Raw genomic sequence first — 16,423 nt, 5'->3', positions numbered from 1 at the left:
CCGACCGTTTACCGTTTACCGGCTGCCGAGCCCATTCCAGCCCAGCAGCAGCCAGCCGGCAAGAAAGAGCAGGCCGCCAAGCGGGGTAATTAGTCCGGCACTGACAGAGGAAAACGCCATCACGTAAAGACTGCCCGAGAACAATGCGATGCCGCCGATAAAACACCAGCCGGCCAGGACCGTAGCGCCGGATGCAGGTTCCGTCCGGCCACAGACAAGGGCTGTCAGGATCAGGGCCAGCGCGTGATACATCTGGTAGCGTACCGCTTTCTCCAGCCACAGCGACCGGATTTCATCAAACGAGCCGCCATGAGCGGCATAGGCCCCCATCGCGACGGACAGCGCGGCCAGCAGGGCCCCGGTTCGAAAAAAAAGCTGCGTCATGATCCGCTCCTCGGTGGTTTTCTGCTACAATGGGCAGGGCAACGGGCAAAGTCAATAGGCCTGAAAACGGGATACAGAGTGGCCCGGTGCGATAAACGGGAAAAGAAACCAGGGAAAACAACAATGATGCGTTATCAGGGGAAAATTCCGCGTCTCGGAGAAGGGGTCTTTGTCGCTCCCGGCGCCCGGGTCATCGGCGCGGTTCGAATCGGCCGGGACAGTTCGGTGTTCTATAATTCGGTGGTCAGGGGCGATGTCAACGAGATCACCATCGGCCGCCGGACCAATATCCAGGACAACTGTACCCTCCATGTCACGAGCAGTCATCGCCTGACGGTCGGCGACGGGGTCACCGTCGGCCACAATGTCGTGCTGCACGGCTGCACCGTCGGCAACAATGTGCTGGTCGGCATGGGCGCCGTAGTGCTCGACGGCGTGGTCATCGAAGACGATTCGATCGTCGCTGCCGGCAGTCTGGTGCCGCCCGGCAAACACTATCCGGCCGGGTCGCTGATCATGGGCAGTCCGGCGACGGCGGTGCGTGCGGTCCGTGAAGAGGAAAAAGAGCAGAACCGTTCGGCGGCCACGCACTATCTGACGACCAAGGAAAATCACCTGGCCGAACTGTTTTCCGGTGCGGATCTCAACCGAGGCGATCGACGAGGATCAGGCTGAGCCAGGGGAAATAGGTGATCAACAGCAGGGTCAGCAGCAACAGGCCGAGAAACGGCAGTGTGGCCCGGTACAACTCGACAACCGGCCGCTTGAAACGGTAGGAGGCGAGAAAGAGATTGAGGCCGACGGGTGGCGTGCAGTAGCCGATCTGCAGGTTGGTCAGGAAGATGATGCCCAGGTGGAGCGGGCTGACGTCGTAGCCGGCGGCGATCGGCAGGATGAGCGGTACGACCAGGACCAGCGCCGAGAAGATATCGAGGATCGAACCGACGATCAGCAGGAAGATATTGAGCAGCAGCAGGAAGGTGTACTTGTTGTCGATATAGGCATTAATGAAGGCGAACAGGCGGGACGGTACCTGCTGATCGATCAAAAAATTGGTCGAGGCCATCGACGCGGCCAGGATTACCATGATGCCGCCAAAGAGCATCATCGACCGGCCCATGATAGCCGGCACCCGCGACAGTGCAATGTCCCGGTAGATGAAGACTTCGACGATCAGGACATAGAGTGCCGTTACCGCGGCGGCTTCGCCGACCACCAGGAAACCGCCGTAGATACCGCCCAGGATGATCACCGGCAGCGGCAACTCCCAGATCGTCTCGCGCAGGACCCGCCCCGCCTCTCGCCATGGAATCGCAGTGCTGCCGCCCGTGATTGCGGCGCCCGAGGCGATGGCATAACCGCAGAGCAGCAGCAGCATGAGTAGACCGGGCAGCAGGCCGGCGAGAAAAAGGTGGTCGATCCTCGTCTCGCTGACGACGCCATAGAGGATCAGCGGCAGGCTCGGCGGGAAAAGCAACCCGAGGCTACCGGAAGAGGTGATCAGGCCGAGCGAAAAACGCTCGCGATAGCCATCAGCGATCAACGCCGGCAGCAGCAGGCCGCCGAGCGCGAATATGGTTACTCCGGAGGCGCCGGTAAAGGCGGTGAACACTGCACAGACGATCAATGATACCACCGCCAGTCCGCCCGGCAGCCAACCGAGCAACAACCGCGACACGGTCAGGATCCGTCCCGGCGCGCCACTTTCCGAGAGCAACGTGCCGGCGAAGATAAAGAGTGGCAGCGAGACGAGCAGCGGCGTATCGCCGAGCCGGGTCATTTCGATAATTACCACCGACGGGTCGATGTCCACCGCCGCAAAGGAAACAAGTGCCAGCGCCGCGATGACGATGAACAGCGGCGTGCCGATCAGGGCAAAGCAGATAATCAGCAGTTTACTCATCGGTGCTTGATGGTCCGGTCAGCAGGATGCGCACGGATTGCAGCGCGTTGAGCAGAAAATGCAGGCAGATGACGGTAAAGGCCAACGGAAAGATCAGGTTCCAGACCCAGGTGGGCAGGCCCAGCAGGCCGGAGCCGCCGTACTCAAATTCGCTCCGGATAAAGAGCAGCGTCGCCCGAACGAGAAAGGCGGCAACCACGGTGCTGAAGATATTGATCAGCAGACCGAGCCAGTTCTTGGCTTTGTCGCCGAGCAGGTAGCCGACCAGGTCCATCGAGATATGATTGTCCCGGGCGGTGGCCAGGGCAGCGCCGATCAGACCACCCCACAACACGAGATAGCGCAGCAACGGATCGATCCAGGGCAACCCCCCCTGGGTCAGCCAGCGCAGCGAGATCTGGTAGCAGGCCAGCACGATGATGACGGTCAGCAGCGCGGCGAGGACCGCCTCTTCCAGGCGAATCAGCAGCTGCACCCCGCGCAGGTTAGCGGTGGTGGCTGCCTGCGGTTCAGGGGACGTCATTGCTGTCGGCACCGGTGCGCAGCCGGCCCAGCGAGGCGGTGACGGCCGCGAAGATTTCTTCGGAAAACGCTTGGCTTACGAGGTTGTCGATGGTCAGGTCACGATGCTTTTCCAAGGTGGCCACGGTCTGCTCCGAGGTGGGCACAAAGGTGACGCCCCGCTCCATCAGCACCGCCCGCGACTCTTCGTTGGATTGCCGGGTCTTGCTGATCAGCGCCGGGAAATGATTGGCGGCGGCGTTATCGATAATGGTCTGTTGCTCCGGCGAGAGCCGGGCAAAGGCTTTGCCGTCCATGATAAAGGCACCGTAGGCATAGCCATAGGGCTGGTCGGTGACAAACGGGGCCTTGGTGAACCATTGCAGCACGATCGAGCCGTAGAGTGAATTGAACGCGGTGTCGATCAGGCCGGTCTGCAGCGATGACAAGACATCGGGGATGTTCAGCGAAATCGGGCTGATGCCGAGGCTTTCAAAAAAGGCTGAGCTGAGCGGATCATTGGACGGTGCCCAGGTCTTGGCCTGGCGCAGGTCATCGATGGTGGTCCGCGGCCGGGTGGAGAAGGTGTAGATGAAACCGACCTCGGTCATCGCGACAAAGCGGAGGCCTTTGTCGGTAAAACGTTCCGTGAAGAGCGGCTGCAGATCAGCACTGACCTGGTCCACCTCCTCGTAGGAGCGGAACAGAAAGGGGATCGCCATGACCCGAAAATCGGCAACGATATCGGCGATACCGGTCATTGTAAAGCCGCCGCCGTGCAATTGACCGACGCGCATCTTGCGATACATCGCCCGATCATCACCCATCACCCCGCCCGGGTAGATGCGGAAATCGACCTCGCCGCCGGTATTCTCGGTGACCTCGGCGGCAAAATCCTTGAAGGACTCGACCCAGACCGATCCCTCCGGGGCCAGGCTGGCGATCTTGAAAAGCTGCTGAGCCGTCGCTGGGATGGGCGAGAAAACGGTAAGCAGGAAAACGACTGTCAGAACGAGCGAGACAAAGCGTGCCATGACTGGGTGCTCCTGTCGGCTGATGGGGATAATCAAGTCACTGGAGCCTTTTGCAAAACTTAGATTTTCGTTCAAAATCAAGGCATGCGAAAAATTTTACCGCAGGCATATACATGATATTCCGAGGATAAAATTTTGAGCATAACGCAGAGTTTGGGCGAAAAGATTGTTTTGCAAATGGCTCACTGACAAACGTATACAACATTTGCCCTGCTGTCACCAGCACGTTGGTGATCGGTTTGTTGTGATCCTGGAAGCTGTCAGTCGGCGAAATAATCGTCGGCCAGCAGCTGGCGGGCCCTGCGCTTGGCGATCTGGTTGACCAGGGTGTTTTCCGATGCGGATTCGAGCGGAAAGGCGAGTACCTCCTCGAGTAGATCGTCGTGCAGCGCACGGTCGAACGTCATCCGGGCGTAGGTTTGCGCGTAGGCGGTCTGGATCGGCAGCAGGGAACGGCCGGAGAGTTCCAGGGCGCGCTGGAAATGGGTGCGGCTCCGCTCGGGATTGCCGCCGGCCAGAGCCGGCTTGGCGCCGTAGAGGATGCCGAAGAAGAGGTGGGCGCTGCCGGCTTCCACGGTTTCGTCCAATTCGAGAACCCGTCTCATCAGTTGTTCGACAACGACCAGGTCGGCCATTGCGGCCGGTGATCCCTGTTGTTGACCGATCCAGGCCAGCCAGCCGTAGGCGCCCCAGAACAGATCGCGGGCAGCCCTCGGACTCAGGGCGGCCAGGGCACGGTCTAGTTCGCTGCCGGAGGTGAGAGCACTCTCTGACGACAGCAGCGAAGCCAGCAGCCGGTGACCGTAGGTTCTGGCCTTGTCGGCCAGGGCGTGTAACCGTTCGGATGGGGCACCACAGGATTCGAGCGCGGCGATGCTGCCGCCATAGGATTGCACGCCGAGCAGCAGCATATCCCGGTTGCTTTGATTTGCTTCGATCAGTGAATCGATCATCAGCAGATAGGCGGCGGCCCCCTCGCAGACCAGGCCGACATCCTGTTGCCGCTGGAGGTTGCCGACTGCCGGTTTGATAACCGTCGAGGTGAGGATGGAGGCGCAGCCGCCGCACAGCAGGCCGTAGACGATCAGCAGGCAGAACAGGGTGGTACGCAGCGGGCAGCGATGGGTCATGGTTTGTTTCCTCGATGGAGGGGATCGGCTATGCTATCCGGAGCCGGAGATCTGCCGATACTATGTGCGATTCCAAAGATATCGTCAAGACTCGTCGACCGCTACCGGCAATTACCCTGAATAACGTTATTCGACAGAGGCGCGCGACAGCGAAAGCCCGCGGCAGCACTACTCGCTCACCGGGCGTGCCGCCGGGCCGCAGTCCGGCTCCGACGGTTGCCTCACCGGTAAATAGAGATGGACGAAAACGGCTAAACAGGCTAGGTTATCAGGGAAATTATGCAGAGCCACCATGGAAAGGAGAGATCGCATGCTCGGAAGACATCCTGTTGTGACCCTCAGTGCCATCCTGGCCGTTTCGGCAGTGCTCCTGCTGTCCGGCTGCGCATCGCCAAACAAATATGGAGCCGCCAAAATCGGCAGTATCCCGGAAGGTGCCGAGGTCGTGAACCTCAAGGATCAAAGCCATTTGGGCATGACGCCGGTCAAGGTATCGTTTCCCGGCCAGGCCGATACAGCGGAATTCGTCACTATTCAGTTGCGCAAACCCGGCTATATCGATCGCATCACGTCGTTCTGGATCAACCGGAAGCACAAGACGCCGGCGGATGCCGAGGCCAATGCCGTCGATATCCAGGTCGAACTCGAGAAAAAATCCCAGAACTAGCGAGGAATATGATGAAAAGAGGGAGATATCTCAGGCCGCTGTTGTTGTCGCTCACCGGTGTTCTGGTTGCAGTACTCGCCGGTTGCTCCTCACAGCAGCCGATTAATTTCAGGGTACACACCGAGCCGGAAGGGGCCCATGTCATCTATCGCCAGGACAATCTTTCCTGGATCTATCTCGGCTTGACACCGCTGGATACGATCGAAGTGATTCCGGAGGAGCGACTGGAGGATGAACACACCTTAAGTCTGCGGGTCATGCGCTGCGGTTATCTCGACCAGGAAAAAGAGTGGACCGGTGCCGATTTGGAACGGGAAGTGAGCGAGAAGGGGCAGGTCTTTTGGACCCCCCGGCTGATAAAAAATACGGAGTGATCCGGGTGATGTCATGAATGTGAAACGTATGCTGCAAACGGCACTGGCCGTTGGCCTGTGCCTGTTCGCGCTGACCGGTTGCGGGAAAAAGGACGTCGATTCCAGTCATGTGTCGGAATCGATGAAGCCCGAGGGCAATCTGCTCGGCTCAGCGGAGCCGGGGAGCAGTCAGGACACGACCGGCTCGGTGACGGCCGGCGATCTCGAACCGCTGGCACAGACCGGGGTCAACCCGCTGCTGCCCGACACCACGTCGGATGAATACCGGTCCGTTTATGGCCGTTCGACGGCGCCACTCTATCCGGTTTTCTTTGAATTCGACAGCAGCGCCATCGGTGCTGACCAGATCGACAAGCTCACCAGCAGCGGCGCCCATCTGCTGGTCAACGACCAGCTTCGCCTGGTCGTCGAGGGTAATTGCGATGTCCGAGGCACCACCGACTATAACCTGGCCTTGGGCGAACTACGGGCCTTGAGTGTTAAACGCTACCTGGTCAACCTCGGTGTTGCCGAGGCGCGGATCAAGACCATCAGCTACGGTTCCCAGCGGCCGTTGTTTCCCGGCAACGACGAGCAGTCCTGGGCAATGAACCGGCGGGCAGACCTGGTGCTTCCGTAGCGCATTGACGAGTCAGTATCTGTTATGACGTTTTTCGTATCCGGAGGGGTTCGGCGATTTCTGCCGCGGCTCGTCCTGTCGTGTGCCGTTTCCGTGCTGTTGCTTGGCGTTCTTATCCATTTCAGCTTGTCATCCGCCGAACCCGACGTCTGGGCACGCCTGCTCGGCGTCTTGTCGTCGTTTTCGTTGTGGTTTGCCCTTCTCTATGTCCTGCTGTCGCTGATCAGGACCGTGCTGCAGGCCCAGCGCTACCAGGTGCTGCTGGCTACCACTGAGGTCTCGGTACCGTCGCTTTTCCACCTGATGCTCGTGACCCTGAGCCGCAACATGTTCATCGACATGCTGCCGGCCCGGCTTGGCGAGCTGACCTATATCGCCATGCTCAATCGCGGCTACCGGGTCAGCGGCCAGGCCTGCATCTCGTCTTTGGCGATCTGTTTCGTTTTTGACCTGATTGCGCTCGGCCTTCTCATTCTTCTGCTGATCGGCGGGCAGCTGCTTGGCGGCGAATTGCAACTCTGGCTGCTCGGAGCGCTCGTGCTGCTCGCGCTGCTGATCATGGTGTTGCTCGTGCTGCTCTATCCAGCGCTGGCGATTGTTATCCGGTTCTTGCAGCGGTTGTCGACCGGCGGGATCATCGACAAACTGAGCGGGCTGCTGGCCAGGATTCAGAAGGCGCTCGGCGATACCCGGCGGGCCGGCATTATTGGCCGGGTGCTCGGGCTGTCCCTTGGTATCCGGTTGGTCAAATATCTCGGTATGTACTGCCTCTTCGTCGGCGTGGTGCAGACCCAGTTTCCGGACCTGACCACCAGAATCCTGATGGTGCTGCCGGCCTTGATCGGGGCCGAGGCCGGGGCAAGTCTGCCGGTACCGGCCTTTATGGGGTTCGGTACCTATGAGGCGGCTGGCATGCTGGCCCTGGTGGCGCTTGGTGCGACCACAGCCACCTCTCTGCTGGTCATGCTGGCCATGCATTTGATCAGCCAGATCATCGATTACCTGCTTGGCACGATCGGCCTGTTGTTGTTCATGTTCAAATCAAATGTGCTGCCCGCCGTCGTGGGCGAGGCCGAAGGTCCAAGCAGGCCTCGCTGGTCGATGATCGTTGCGGCCCTGGCGGTGTTGCTCACCGGCGCCGTGTTGTTTCTAGCCTATGAGTATCGCCGGATCGAAAAACGCGGTGCCATACGGGCACCGGAGCAGGGGCATTCGGTGGCCCTGGAGGTGCTGCCGAACCTCTCCTCGCTGCAGATTCTGGACGGCTTCGTGGTCTGGAGTTCAAATCGTTCGGGCAGCCACGACCTCTATCTCTTTTCGCTGCCGGACGGGGGGATACGCAGACTGACCAGCCATCCGCACACCGACTATTATCCCCGCATTTCGCCTGATGGAACGCGTATCGTCTTTGCCCGCTCCCACGAACCATGGGTATCCCAGCGAAACGTTTACGCCTGGGATGTCTGGCTGCTCGATCTGAAGACCGGCAGAGAGCGGCGTATCGCCCAACATGGCAACGTGCCGACCTGGTCGGCGGACGGCACGCGGGTCTTCTTCCAGCGGGGCGCGACGCAGGTGGTGGGGGTAACGCTTGCTACCGGAGAGGAGCAGCTGCTCTACCAGTCGGGGGTAACGGTGGAGGTGCCGCCGAAGACCGAACTGCAGACGCCGGATATCAGCAGTGCCGGCGATCGTCTGGCGGCAACGTTTCGCGTGGCGACCCGGGCGACCGCTGTGGTTGAGCCGGACGGTTCCGTGCAGCGGGTCGGCCAGGGGTGCCAGTTGAGCTGGGGGCCGGGAGACCGTTACCTTTACAAAATCGACGACAGCGGCCGAATGGGTACCTCCGTACACAAAATAGATGCCGAGACCATGACAGCCTCGCAATGGTTCGACGCGCACGGCGACTTCAGCCATGAATATTTTCCGCGGGTGGCGGCCACCGGCGACGTCATGGTCTACGGCGCCAGCGCCGGTGGGCACGAGCATGATACGGCCGATTATGAAATCTTTCTCTGGTTTATCGACCGTCCGACCGAAGAGACGATCCGTTTATCCTACCACACCGGCAACGACTGCTGGCCGGATATCTTTATCCGCCGGCAAGCGACCCTGCCTGCCCCGTGAAAGGAGTCCCGTGCTGGCGAGGAGGTTGCGGGAATTAACGCCGCCCGGACAGGAGGGGGGCGACACGCTAGTTCGAGGCAGACAGAATCCTGTTGACGGCAGAACCAGGGGAGCCCCCCATGCCTCACTTTTGCGAGTTTGCCTTTTCCCGAGCAATAGTATATGCTTTGCAGTTTATGTGCTGCCAGTTTTGATGAACATGCTGAATTAATTATGTTGCGGGAGAACCGTCGTCCATGATAGCAAAAAAACGTATCGCCGTGACCGGCGGGGCCGGGTTTCTCGGTTCTCACCTGTGTGAAAAGTTGCTCGAGCAGGGCCACGAGGTATTGTGCATCGATAACTTCTTCACCGGCAGCAAACAGAACATATTGCATTTGCTGAATAACCCGCTGTTTGAGCTGATTCGCCACGATGTAACTTTTCCTCTCTACATCGAGGTCGACGAGATTTACAATCTTGCCTGCCCGGCTTCACCGATCCATTACCAGTTCGATCCGGTGCAGACCACCAAGACCTCGGTGCACGGCGCTATCAACATGCTCGGGTTGGCCAAACGGATCAAGGCCAAGATCTTCCAGGCCTCCACCTCCGAGGTCTATGGTGACCCGCAGGTTCATCCGCAACCGGAATCCTATTGGGGCCATGTCAACCCGAATGGCATCCGGGCCTGTTACGACGAGGGGAAACGTTGCGCCGAGACTCTGTTCTTCGACTATCATCGCCAGCACCGGTTGAAAATCAAGATTGCCCGGATTTTCAACACCTACGGACCGCGCATGAACCTCGACGACGGCCGGGTGGTATCGAATTTCATCGTTCAGGCCCTGCAAGGAGAGCCGATCACCGTTTATGGGGATGGCAGCCAGAGCCGATCGTTCTGTTATGTAGACGATTTGATCGAAGCGTTCATCCAGTTGATGGAGAGCGAGGACGGTTTCACCGGGCCGGTCAATGTCGGCAATCCCAACGAGTTTACTATTTTGGAGTTGGCTGAAATGGTCGTCCGCCAGACCGGTTCAAAATCGAAAGTTATATTCAAAGAGTTACCGGCCGATGACCCGCATCAACGACGCCCGGATATATCCTTGGCACGGGAGAATCTCGGCTGGGAACCAAAGATATCCCTGGCGACGGGACTTAGGCCGACGATAGCCTATTTCAAGCATTTGCTGGACCGTTAGCAGGTTCTTCGTGTTGCTGCTATTGTGCTGAGCAGTTGGGCAATCGACAGCACATATTGCTGATCCGGTGTAAAATGTCAAATGATCGTGGCTCGAGACAAACACTATATCGGTTCCCCTGTTCTGATAGAGAACTGATCACTCCGCCTTATTAGGTTTCACTCGGCACCAATGGTATTCAAAGGATTCATTAAGTTTTCTAGATTACTCATTCATCATCGGTACTTGATCTGGACGATGGCGAAAAGAGAAATAGCCGCACAGTATGTCGGTTCGTTCCTCGGGTTTGTCTGGACATTTATCAAACCGCTGGTGATGATTTGCGTTTTCTGGTTCGTGTTCAGTGTCGGTTTTAAATCAATGCCCATGGGGGATGTCCCTTTTGTTGTTTGGCTTGCCGCTGGCCTTGCCCCATGGTTTTGTTTCGCGGATATTGTCACATCATCGACGTTTGTTGTCGTTGGTAATTCCCATCTGGTCAAGAAAACGCTCTTTCCGTCGCAGATTCTGCCGGTGATCAAGCTACTTTCCGGGCTGATAACTCATGCGGTGTTCCTTTCGATCCTGCTTGGACTATTGATTTTCCAAGGGATATCTCTTTCTTTGTATTCTTTGCAATTTATCTATTATTTATGCTGCTTTTCACTGCTGGCCCTAGGTATTTCGTGGATGGTGGCATCTTTGAACGTTTTTGTCAGAGACACTGGCCAGATCGTCGTTGTCATTTTGCAAGTCGGTTTCTGGGGAACGCCCATATTTTGGGATATCAAGATGATGCCATCAGATGTCCAATTCTGGTTGAAATTCAATCCGTTTTACTACGTTGTTCAGGGATATCGAGAATCTTTTCTTAATTTTGTGCCTTTTTGGCACCACGGCTTGTACACCGTGTACTTTTGGACGGTAACCCTGTTGGCTCTTCTCGTCGGAGCGTATGTATTCAGAAAGCTCAAGCCGCAGTTTGCCGATGTGCTATAGGGTAGAAGATGGCGAGACAGACAGCAATATCGGTTAACAACATCGAGAAGACGTACCGGTTGTATCGGAAGCCTTCCTATAGAGTTTTTGAAGTGTTTTGCCCGGGCAAAAAGCAATTACATACTCCATTCAAGGCTCTCGACAATATTTCCTTCTCTGTGAAAAGGGGGGAGTTTCTTGGAATTATAGGGAAAAATGGCAGCGGCAAGTCAACTCTTCTCCAACTCATATGCGGTATTATCCCGCCAACCAAAGGAACCATCTCGGTCAACGGTAAGGTTTCTGCTCTGTTGGAACTCGGAGCCGGCTTCAATCCTGAATTTACCGGTCGACAGAATGTTTATCTCAACGCAACCATTCTCGGTTTCAAAAAAGAAGAAATAGATCGAAAGTTCGATGCAATCGCATCTTTTGCCGATATTGGCGATTTCATTGATCGACCGATCAAGATGTACAGTAGCGGGATGGTTGTCAGGTTGGCCTTTGCCGTCCAGGCAAATGTGGAGCCTGATATCCTGATCGTTGACGAGGCCTTATCTGTCGGTGATTCATATTTCCAGGCGAAATGCACCAAGCTGATGCGCAGTTTGATAGATAAGGGAGTAACGATACTATATGTCACCCATGACATAACGTCGGTCCCCTTGTTGTGCGAGAGGGCTCTGTACTTGGAATGCGGTAGGATAAAAACGATTGGTCCGGCCATAGAAGTTGTCGACAGATACCTTCGCGACCTACGCAACGACCAGTACCAGAGAGGCGAAGCAGATCCAGGACAGCCGATCCATGGAGCCGATAAGAATGCAAGCGTTGTTGACGTAACAGCGGAAAAGAAGAGCACCGACAAGAAACCATCGTCTCTTATTGGATATCAGGAAGCAAAAGGGAAAGAAAAGAGTTTTGCCGAACGGGTCAGGGACTATCGGTACGGCACCGGCAATGCCCGTGTCATCTATCTTGAGATGATCGGCATGAACGGGGAACCTTTGGATACGTTCGGTTTCAAAGAAAAGATAACCGTTCGAGCATTTATCGAAACAAAAAAAGAACTCGATGCGCTTAATTGTTGTGTTATCGTCAGAAACAAGCAGGGCGTTGAAATCATGCACTGCACAACTCGGGAGTACGGTTACACCTTTGATACGATAAAAAGCGGCACGCGACTTGTCGTTGATATATCGTTTGAAAACATTCTTAAACCAGCCGACGCCTACTCGATTCACTATACCGTCAACAATACCTACAGCCTTGAAAACCAGGAAATTCTCGATTTGATAGAACTGGCAGCCGTGTTTAAGGTAAAGCCCGACCCCCAGCACCCTATTTACTATCTTATCTGGCACCCGTTTTCGTTTTCACATCGGATAGTGGAATGAACAAGCGTTCCATTCTTTTCGTAACACGGGAGATTGTGCCTTTCCATTACGGAGGAATCGGCACCCAGTTTCAAGCTATGGCTCGCTTACTGAGCAACCAGGGGAACGACATCACCTTTCTTACGCAAAAACATCAGTTTTTCAATTTCGATGTTTTTTCAAAAAACTATCCACGATGCTGCATTTTGTTTGTTGATGAATTGCAGGAGAACGCGATCGTCAACTTTTCTCCTTCAGGAGGGCTTGTCTCTCACGAAAAATTCTGTTATTCGGCAGCAGTTCAAAACGCTTTTGACGCAGTGAATCAGACGGGCAGTCCCGATCATGTGATCGGGGCTGATTTCGGAGCGGAATTGTTTCATTGCCTCTTGAAAAAACAGACGGGATCCTACACTGGTACCGTGTTCACTATTTTTGTCGAGGGCTCGACCCATGATGCTTTGAAAGCCTATGAGTCCGGGCTGACAGGCCGGTTTGCAAGTGAACTTGACGATCCACAGAACAGGCTGACCTGTGCAATGGAAGACGCCTGCGTCAGGTTTGCCGATCGAACGGTTTTCCCGACTCGCCTGGTCTGGGAGGCGACTCGGGAGAGGCTTGATCTCGAACTGGCAGAGACGGTTATTCCCAACATAGTCGGTCCGGATTTTTCCAACATTGAGGCGACCAGTGGTTATCGGCAGAAATCAAAAACCATCCTCTTTATCGGGCGGCTTGATTTCCATAAAGGGGCCGACCGCCTGTTGCAGGCATTCTTGCAGCGCTACAGACATGCTCCCGCCGAGGGCACTCCATTTCTTCGTTTTGTCGGAAGAGATTCTTTTTGCAAGAGTTACCAAACGAGTTTTCTTGAATACTGGCTTCCGCACATTCCGCAGCATCTGCGTGGTTTCGTGGATTTTACCGGTCAGGTAGAACCGCACCAAGTACGGCGCTATATAGCGGAGGCGACCTTGAGCGTTTTTCCCTCCCGTTGGGAGGTTTTCGGCATCGTCTGTTTGGAGGCGATGGCCGGTGGTTGTCCGGTGGCTGTAGCAAAATCGACAGGTTTGGCTGAAGTTGTCGGTGATGAATTCCCTAACCTGGTCGTCGATTTTTCCGTTGACAGCGATAACGTGTTCGATCTGTTTTCGTCTCTTGTGCATATGCCTCCCGATCGTTATGACAAGCTCTGTGCCGCGATGTCAAAACGGGCTGCAGCCATTGTTAAAAATGGCAATGGTTTGCTGACTCGATTATTTGAACATCCTGTTTCCCGCAGAGATATGTCACCTCTGAATTCTTTGATCCTGAAGGATCTTCAAACGTGCCTTGATGCCATGGCTGACATTGCCTCGATAGTAGCGGAAGATTTTCACACGTTAAGCAGATGCAGCAATCTCTCTGAAGAAGAACTGAACAGGGTACTTGCCAAAAAGTGTGTGCAACCCGCTTCCAAGCCCTGGAAGCCGGCCGTGATCAAGAGCAAACTAGCCGGATTATTGAAGGGTTGGCCGTCTAATCGCCCATCTTGATATTATGAATATAGCCTATATATGCCGTGAGTTCGGCCCGATTACCGGAGGGGGTATCGGCACGTACATTTATAACGTTTGTTTGGCAATGTCCGGTCGAGGGCACCGGGTTTATTTGATATCTGACTGCTTTGAAAATAAAAACAAAGATGTGCTGCCTTCTGGCATCATCCTTGTCCCACCGTGTAAAACGAGAAATTCCCGTACCGGTGATTTCATCTCCCCTCACCATGAGTACACCTACCGGGTCTACGATACACTTCAGGAGCTGACGGCAGGTGAACGGGTTGATGTCGCCGAGTTCGCTGAATTCGGTGCCGAGGGTTTTGCCACGATTCGAGCCAAACGACTTTTGGGAAAATTTCCGGACACCAAGCTTTTTGTCAAGCTGCACACGCCCAGCTCACTTCTTTACCGGATCAATGAGGATCGCCGCCTTCATGTGGACAGTCTCTGCGATTACTACATGGAGGATTATTGCGTCAGAAACGCCGACGTAGTGACATCCCCATCCTTGTCTCTCGGAGAGTATTTTGCGCGTCGGGTCGGCAGAAAAGATATCAGGAAGTGCCCCTACCCGATGGAACTGCCCGATACGGGACGAGATCGAACGTTTACCGACAAGCAGATTTTCACCGTCCGTCTGATCGGTTCGGTGCAGGTGAGAAAAGGGATCGACACATTTATCCGTGCTGCCACCACGGTAATTCGACGTGAGCCGCGATTTCGCTTTGAAATCTGGGGGGCTGATCGCAGCCCAGCTCTGTTCGGTTCGAGTTATACGGATATCTGTCAACGTTTGATTCCCGATGACCTCCGTGATCGCATCGTCTTTGCCGGATCGGTTCCTTATCGGGAGATTCCTGCTTTGTTTCTCGACTCTTGTATCTGTGTGTACCCGTCCCGTTGGGAGAACTGGGCCAACGTTTGTCTGGAGGCAATGTCGTATGGCTGTGTCGTCCTGGTTTCCAGGGAAGGCGGCATGAGCGAGATGGTTGAGCACGGGAGAAGCGGGTACATCATTGACCCGCTCGACCCCCATGACATCGCGGAAAAGATTCTGGCCGTTTATCAGCAACCTGAACTCTTGGCTGAGCTCTCACGGCAGGCACGGCAAAGGAGTCTGCAGATCTGCGATCCGGAAAAAACGGCAACGCAGATTGAGTCGAACTATACGTATTCACCGAATCATCGAGTCTGGAAAAATATCGACGAAGAAGCACCGCGGGTATCGGTTGTCATCCCCTATTTCAATCAACCACACTATCTTCAGGAAGCGATCCACTCGGTACGGGCATCTGACTATCCCAATATAGAAATCGTGGTAGTCAATGACGGATCGACAAGCGACCCAGCACGGCATGTATTCCATAGCCTCGATAAAGCTGTTGTGAAAGTCGATAAGCCGAATGGCGGGCTGAGCTCGGCGCGGAATGCCGGGATCAGGGCTGCATCGGGAGATTTCATCGTGCCTCTTGATGCCGATGATTTGATAGAAGCCACCTATATCAGGAAAGGTGTTGAAACATTGCTGAATAACCCGGAACTCGGGTATGTCAGCTGTCATGCGAAAAACTTTGAGGAGTTACAGAACACCTATATCCCACTTGGCTTCGTGCCGGAATTGATGCCGTATATCAATACCCACGGGAAATGCTGCAATCTGTACCGCAAAGAATTGTTTTCCGGTGATGTGTGGTACGACGAGGTAATGACCTCGTATGAAGACTGGGATTTTCTTCTAACACTCGACGAGTTTGGCGTGGAAGGCGATGTGTTGCCGGAGGAATTGTTTTTTTACCGCCGGCATTTTGATTCGATGGTCTACAGTACCGCCAATCGGCAGCGTGCCGACTTGATCCAATACATGATGATCAAGCACGAGAAGGCTATCGGACCGTATGCCGCACACATGGCAATACTGCTGGCCAGGCTTTGGAAAGAAGCGGAAATACAAGCAGAGCATGCTGGTCAGCAGATTGTCAGTCTGGTGAACGGGCCGGATCGGTTTGGTGAGGTACAGAGGGTATCCCGGGCCAGGTGTCAGGTTTATTCACGTATCGGAGGAGGATACTGGGAACACAATTCAGTGTATGTTGATTACGATACCCGAAGATGGCTGAGGCTGAGGATCAACCTCCCGTTTGCTGGCCAGGAAGGCATGTATCGAATTGATCCCTGCAACAAGGCCGGAATCGTCCTGTGTCGCGAAATCAGATTGACAGACAAGCGAACCGGGAAAACGCTTTTTTGTGCTGACGCCAAAAACAACTATGCCGAATGTCTCGTTTCCGGTACCGCTGAGTTGCAGGATCACCCTCATTTCTTCGTGATCAAAGCGAACGGCCCTGATCCGCAGATACTGTTGCCGGAACTGCCTCGAGAGGTGCCCCTGGTCCTCTCGGTCACTATGTATCACGACGAGGCATCGGATCTCGACATGGAAAAAATAAGCAGCAGTTACCAGGCCTGGCGGTCAACCCAAAAGCCGTTGAGGCGGATATGGCGAGCCCTTTGCCGTGTGACTCGTTAATTGTGATGGAAAGAATAAAAGATATCTGCACATCCCGAACGGGTTCTCGCGGACTTCTCGTCGCACTGATTACCCTTGCGTGTCTCGCGATCGGGCATG

Annotated in this window: 15 protein-coding genes; 10 read left to right on the top strand and 5 right to left on the bottom strand. The window is 55.2% G+C overall.

All coding sequences use genetic code 11. From position 1 onward, the window contains the following. Positions 1–15: 15 nt before the first annotated feature. Complete coding sequence (locus BUC26_RS11565) at positions 16–384, bottom strand: DUF423 domain-containing protein (protein WP_073376182.1); 369 nt, start codon at positions 382–384, stop codon at positions 16–18. 123 nt (positions 385–507) lie between these two features. Between BUC26_RS11565 and BUC26_RS11560 the strand changes: the two genes are divergently transcribed. Next, positions 508–1,059: a gamma carbonic anhydrase family protein gene (locus BUC26_RS11560; RefSeq protein ID WP_073376181.1), complete on the top strand. Its 552-nt coding sequence runs from the start codon at positions 508–510 to the stop codon at positions 1,057–1,059. Here the strand turns inward: BUC26_RS11560 and BUC26_RS11555 are convergent. From BUC26_RS11555 to BUC26_RS11540, 4 genes are all read right to left on the bottom strand, one after another. After that, the gene (locus BUC26_RS11555) at positions 1,028–2,287 is read right to left on the bottom strand and encodes a TRAP transporter large permease (protein ID WP_073376179.1); all 1,260 of its coding nucleotides are present in this window, start codon (positions 2,285–2,287) and stop codon (positions 1,028–1,030) included. The two genes, BUC26_RS11560 and BUC26_RS11555, sit on opposite strands and share 32 nt — an antisense overlap. After that, the gene (locus BUC26_RS11550; RefSeq protein WP_073376178.1) at positions 2,280–2,810 is read right to left on the bottom strand and encodes a TRAP transporter small permease; all 531 of its coding nucleotides are present in this window, start codon (positions 2,808–2,810) and stop codon (positions 2,280–2,282) included. The genes BUC26_RS11555 and BUC26_RS11550 overlap by 8 nt, the downstream gene beginning before the upstream one ends. Further along, positions 2,797–3,822 (bottom strand): TRAP transporter substrate-binding protein, encoded by a 1,026-nt coding sequence (locus BUC26_RS11545; RefSeq protein ID WP_073376176.1) that lies wholly within the window; start codon positions 3,820–3,822, stop codon positions 2,797–2,799. The genes BUC26_RS11550 and BUC26_RS11545 overlap by 14 nt, the downstream gene beginning before the upstream one ends. Before the next feature lie 260 nt (positions 3,823–4,082). After that, positions 4,083–4,952 carry a TRAP transporter TatT component family protein gene (locus tag BUC26_RS11540; RefSeq protein WP_073376175.1) on the bottom strand — a complete coding sequence of 290 codons (870 nt, stop codon included), beginning with the start codon at positions 4,950–4,952 and terminating at the stop codon, positions 4,083–4,085. Between the two features lie 310 nt (positions 4,953–5,262). Between BUC26_RS11540 and BUC26_RS11535 the strand changes: the two genes are divergently transcribed. From BUC26_RS11535 to BUC26_RS11495, 9 genes are all read left to right on the top strand, one after another. Further along, complete coding sequence (locus BUC26_RS11535; RefSeq protein WP_073376174.1) at positions 5,263–5,619, top strand: hypothetical protein; 357 nt, start codon at positions 5,263–5,265, stop codon at positions 5,617–5,619. Between the two features lie 8 nt (positions 5,620–5,627). Continuing rightward, positions 5,628–5,993, top strand: coding sequence for a hypothetical protein (locus tag BUC26_RS11530; protein WP_143165991.1), 366 nt, complete (start codon positions 5,628–5,630; stop codon positions 5,991–5,993). A 13-nt stretch (positions 5,994–6,006) separates the two neighbouring features. Continuing rightward, entirely contained in the window at positions 6,007–6,612 is a 606-nt protein-coding gene (locus BUC26_RS11525) for an OmpA family protein (RefSeq protein WP_084540613.1), read from the top strand. A 24-nt stretch (positions 6,613–6,636) separates the two neighbouring features. Continuing rightward, a complete protein-coding gene (locus tag BUC26_RS11520) occupies positions 6,637–8,739 on the top strand; it encodes a lysylphosphatidylglycerol synthase domain-containing protein (RefSeq protein WP_073376170.1) in 2,103 nt (700 codons plus the stop codon). 236 nt (positions 8,740–8,975) lie between these two features. Continuing rightward, positions 8,976–9,923 (top strand): UDP-glucuronic acid decarboxylase family protein, encoded by a 948-nt coding sequence (locus BUC26_RS11515; RefSeq protein ID WP_073376168.1) that lies wholly within the window; start codon positions 8,976–8,978, stop codon positions 9,921–9,923. 237 nt (positions 9,924–10,160) lie between these two features. Continuing rightward, entirely contained in the window at positions 10,161–10,901 is a 741-nt protein-coding gene (locus BUC26_RS11510; RefSeq protein ID WP_244155840.1) for an ABC transporter permease, read from the top strand. Between the two features lie 8 nt (positions 10,902–10,909). Beyond that, positions 10,910–12,277, top strand: a complete 1,368-nt coding sequence (locus tag BUC26_RS11505) for an ABC transporter ATP-binding protein (protein WP_073376164.1) — start codon at positions 10,910–10,912, stop codon at positions 12,275–12,277. Next, a complete protein-coding gene (locus tag BUC26_RS11500) occupies positions 12,274–13,791 on the top strand; it encodes a glycosyltransferase family 4 protein (RefSeq protein WP_073376162.1) in 1,518 nt (505 codons plus the stop codon). Before BUC26_RS11505 ends, BUC26_RS11500 begins: the two co-directional genes overlap by 4 nt. A 4-nt stretch (positions 13,792–13,795) precedes the next feature. Further along, positions 13,796–16,324 (top strand): glycosyltransferase, encoded by a 2,529-nt coding sequence (locus BUC26_RS11495; protein WP_073376160.1) that lies wholly within the window; start codon positions 13,796–13,798, stop codon positions 16,322–16,324. Positions 16,325–16,423: the final 99 nt, after the last annotated feature.

It is taken from the genome of Desulfofustis glycolicus DSM 9705 (assembly GCF_900130015.1).
GTDB classification, from domain to species: Bacteria; Desulfobacterota; Desulfobulbia; order Desulfobulbales; family Desulfocapsaceae; genus Desulfofustis; species Desulfofustis glycolicus.
This window is presented reverse-complemented; position numbering and strand designations above follow the sequence as displayed.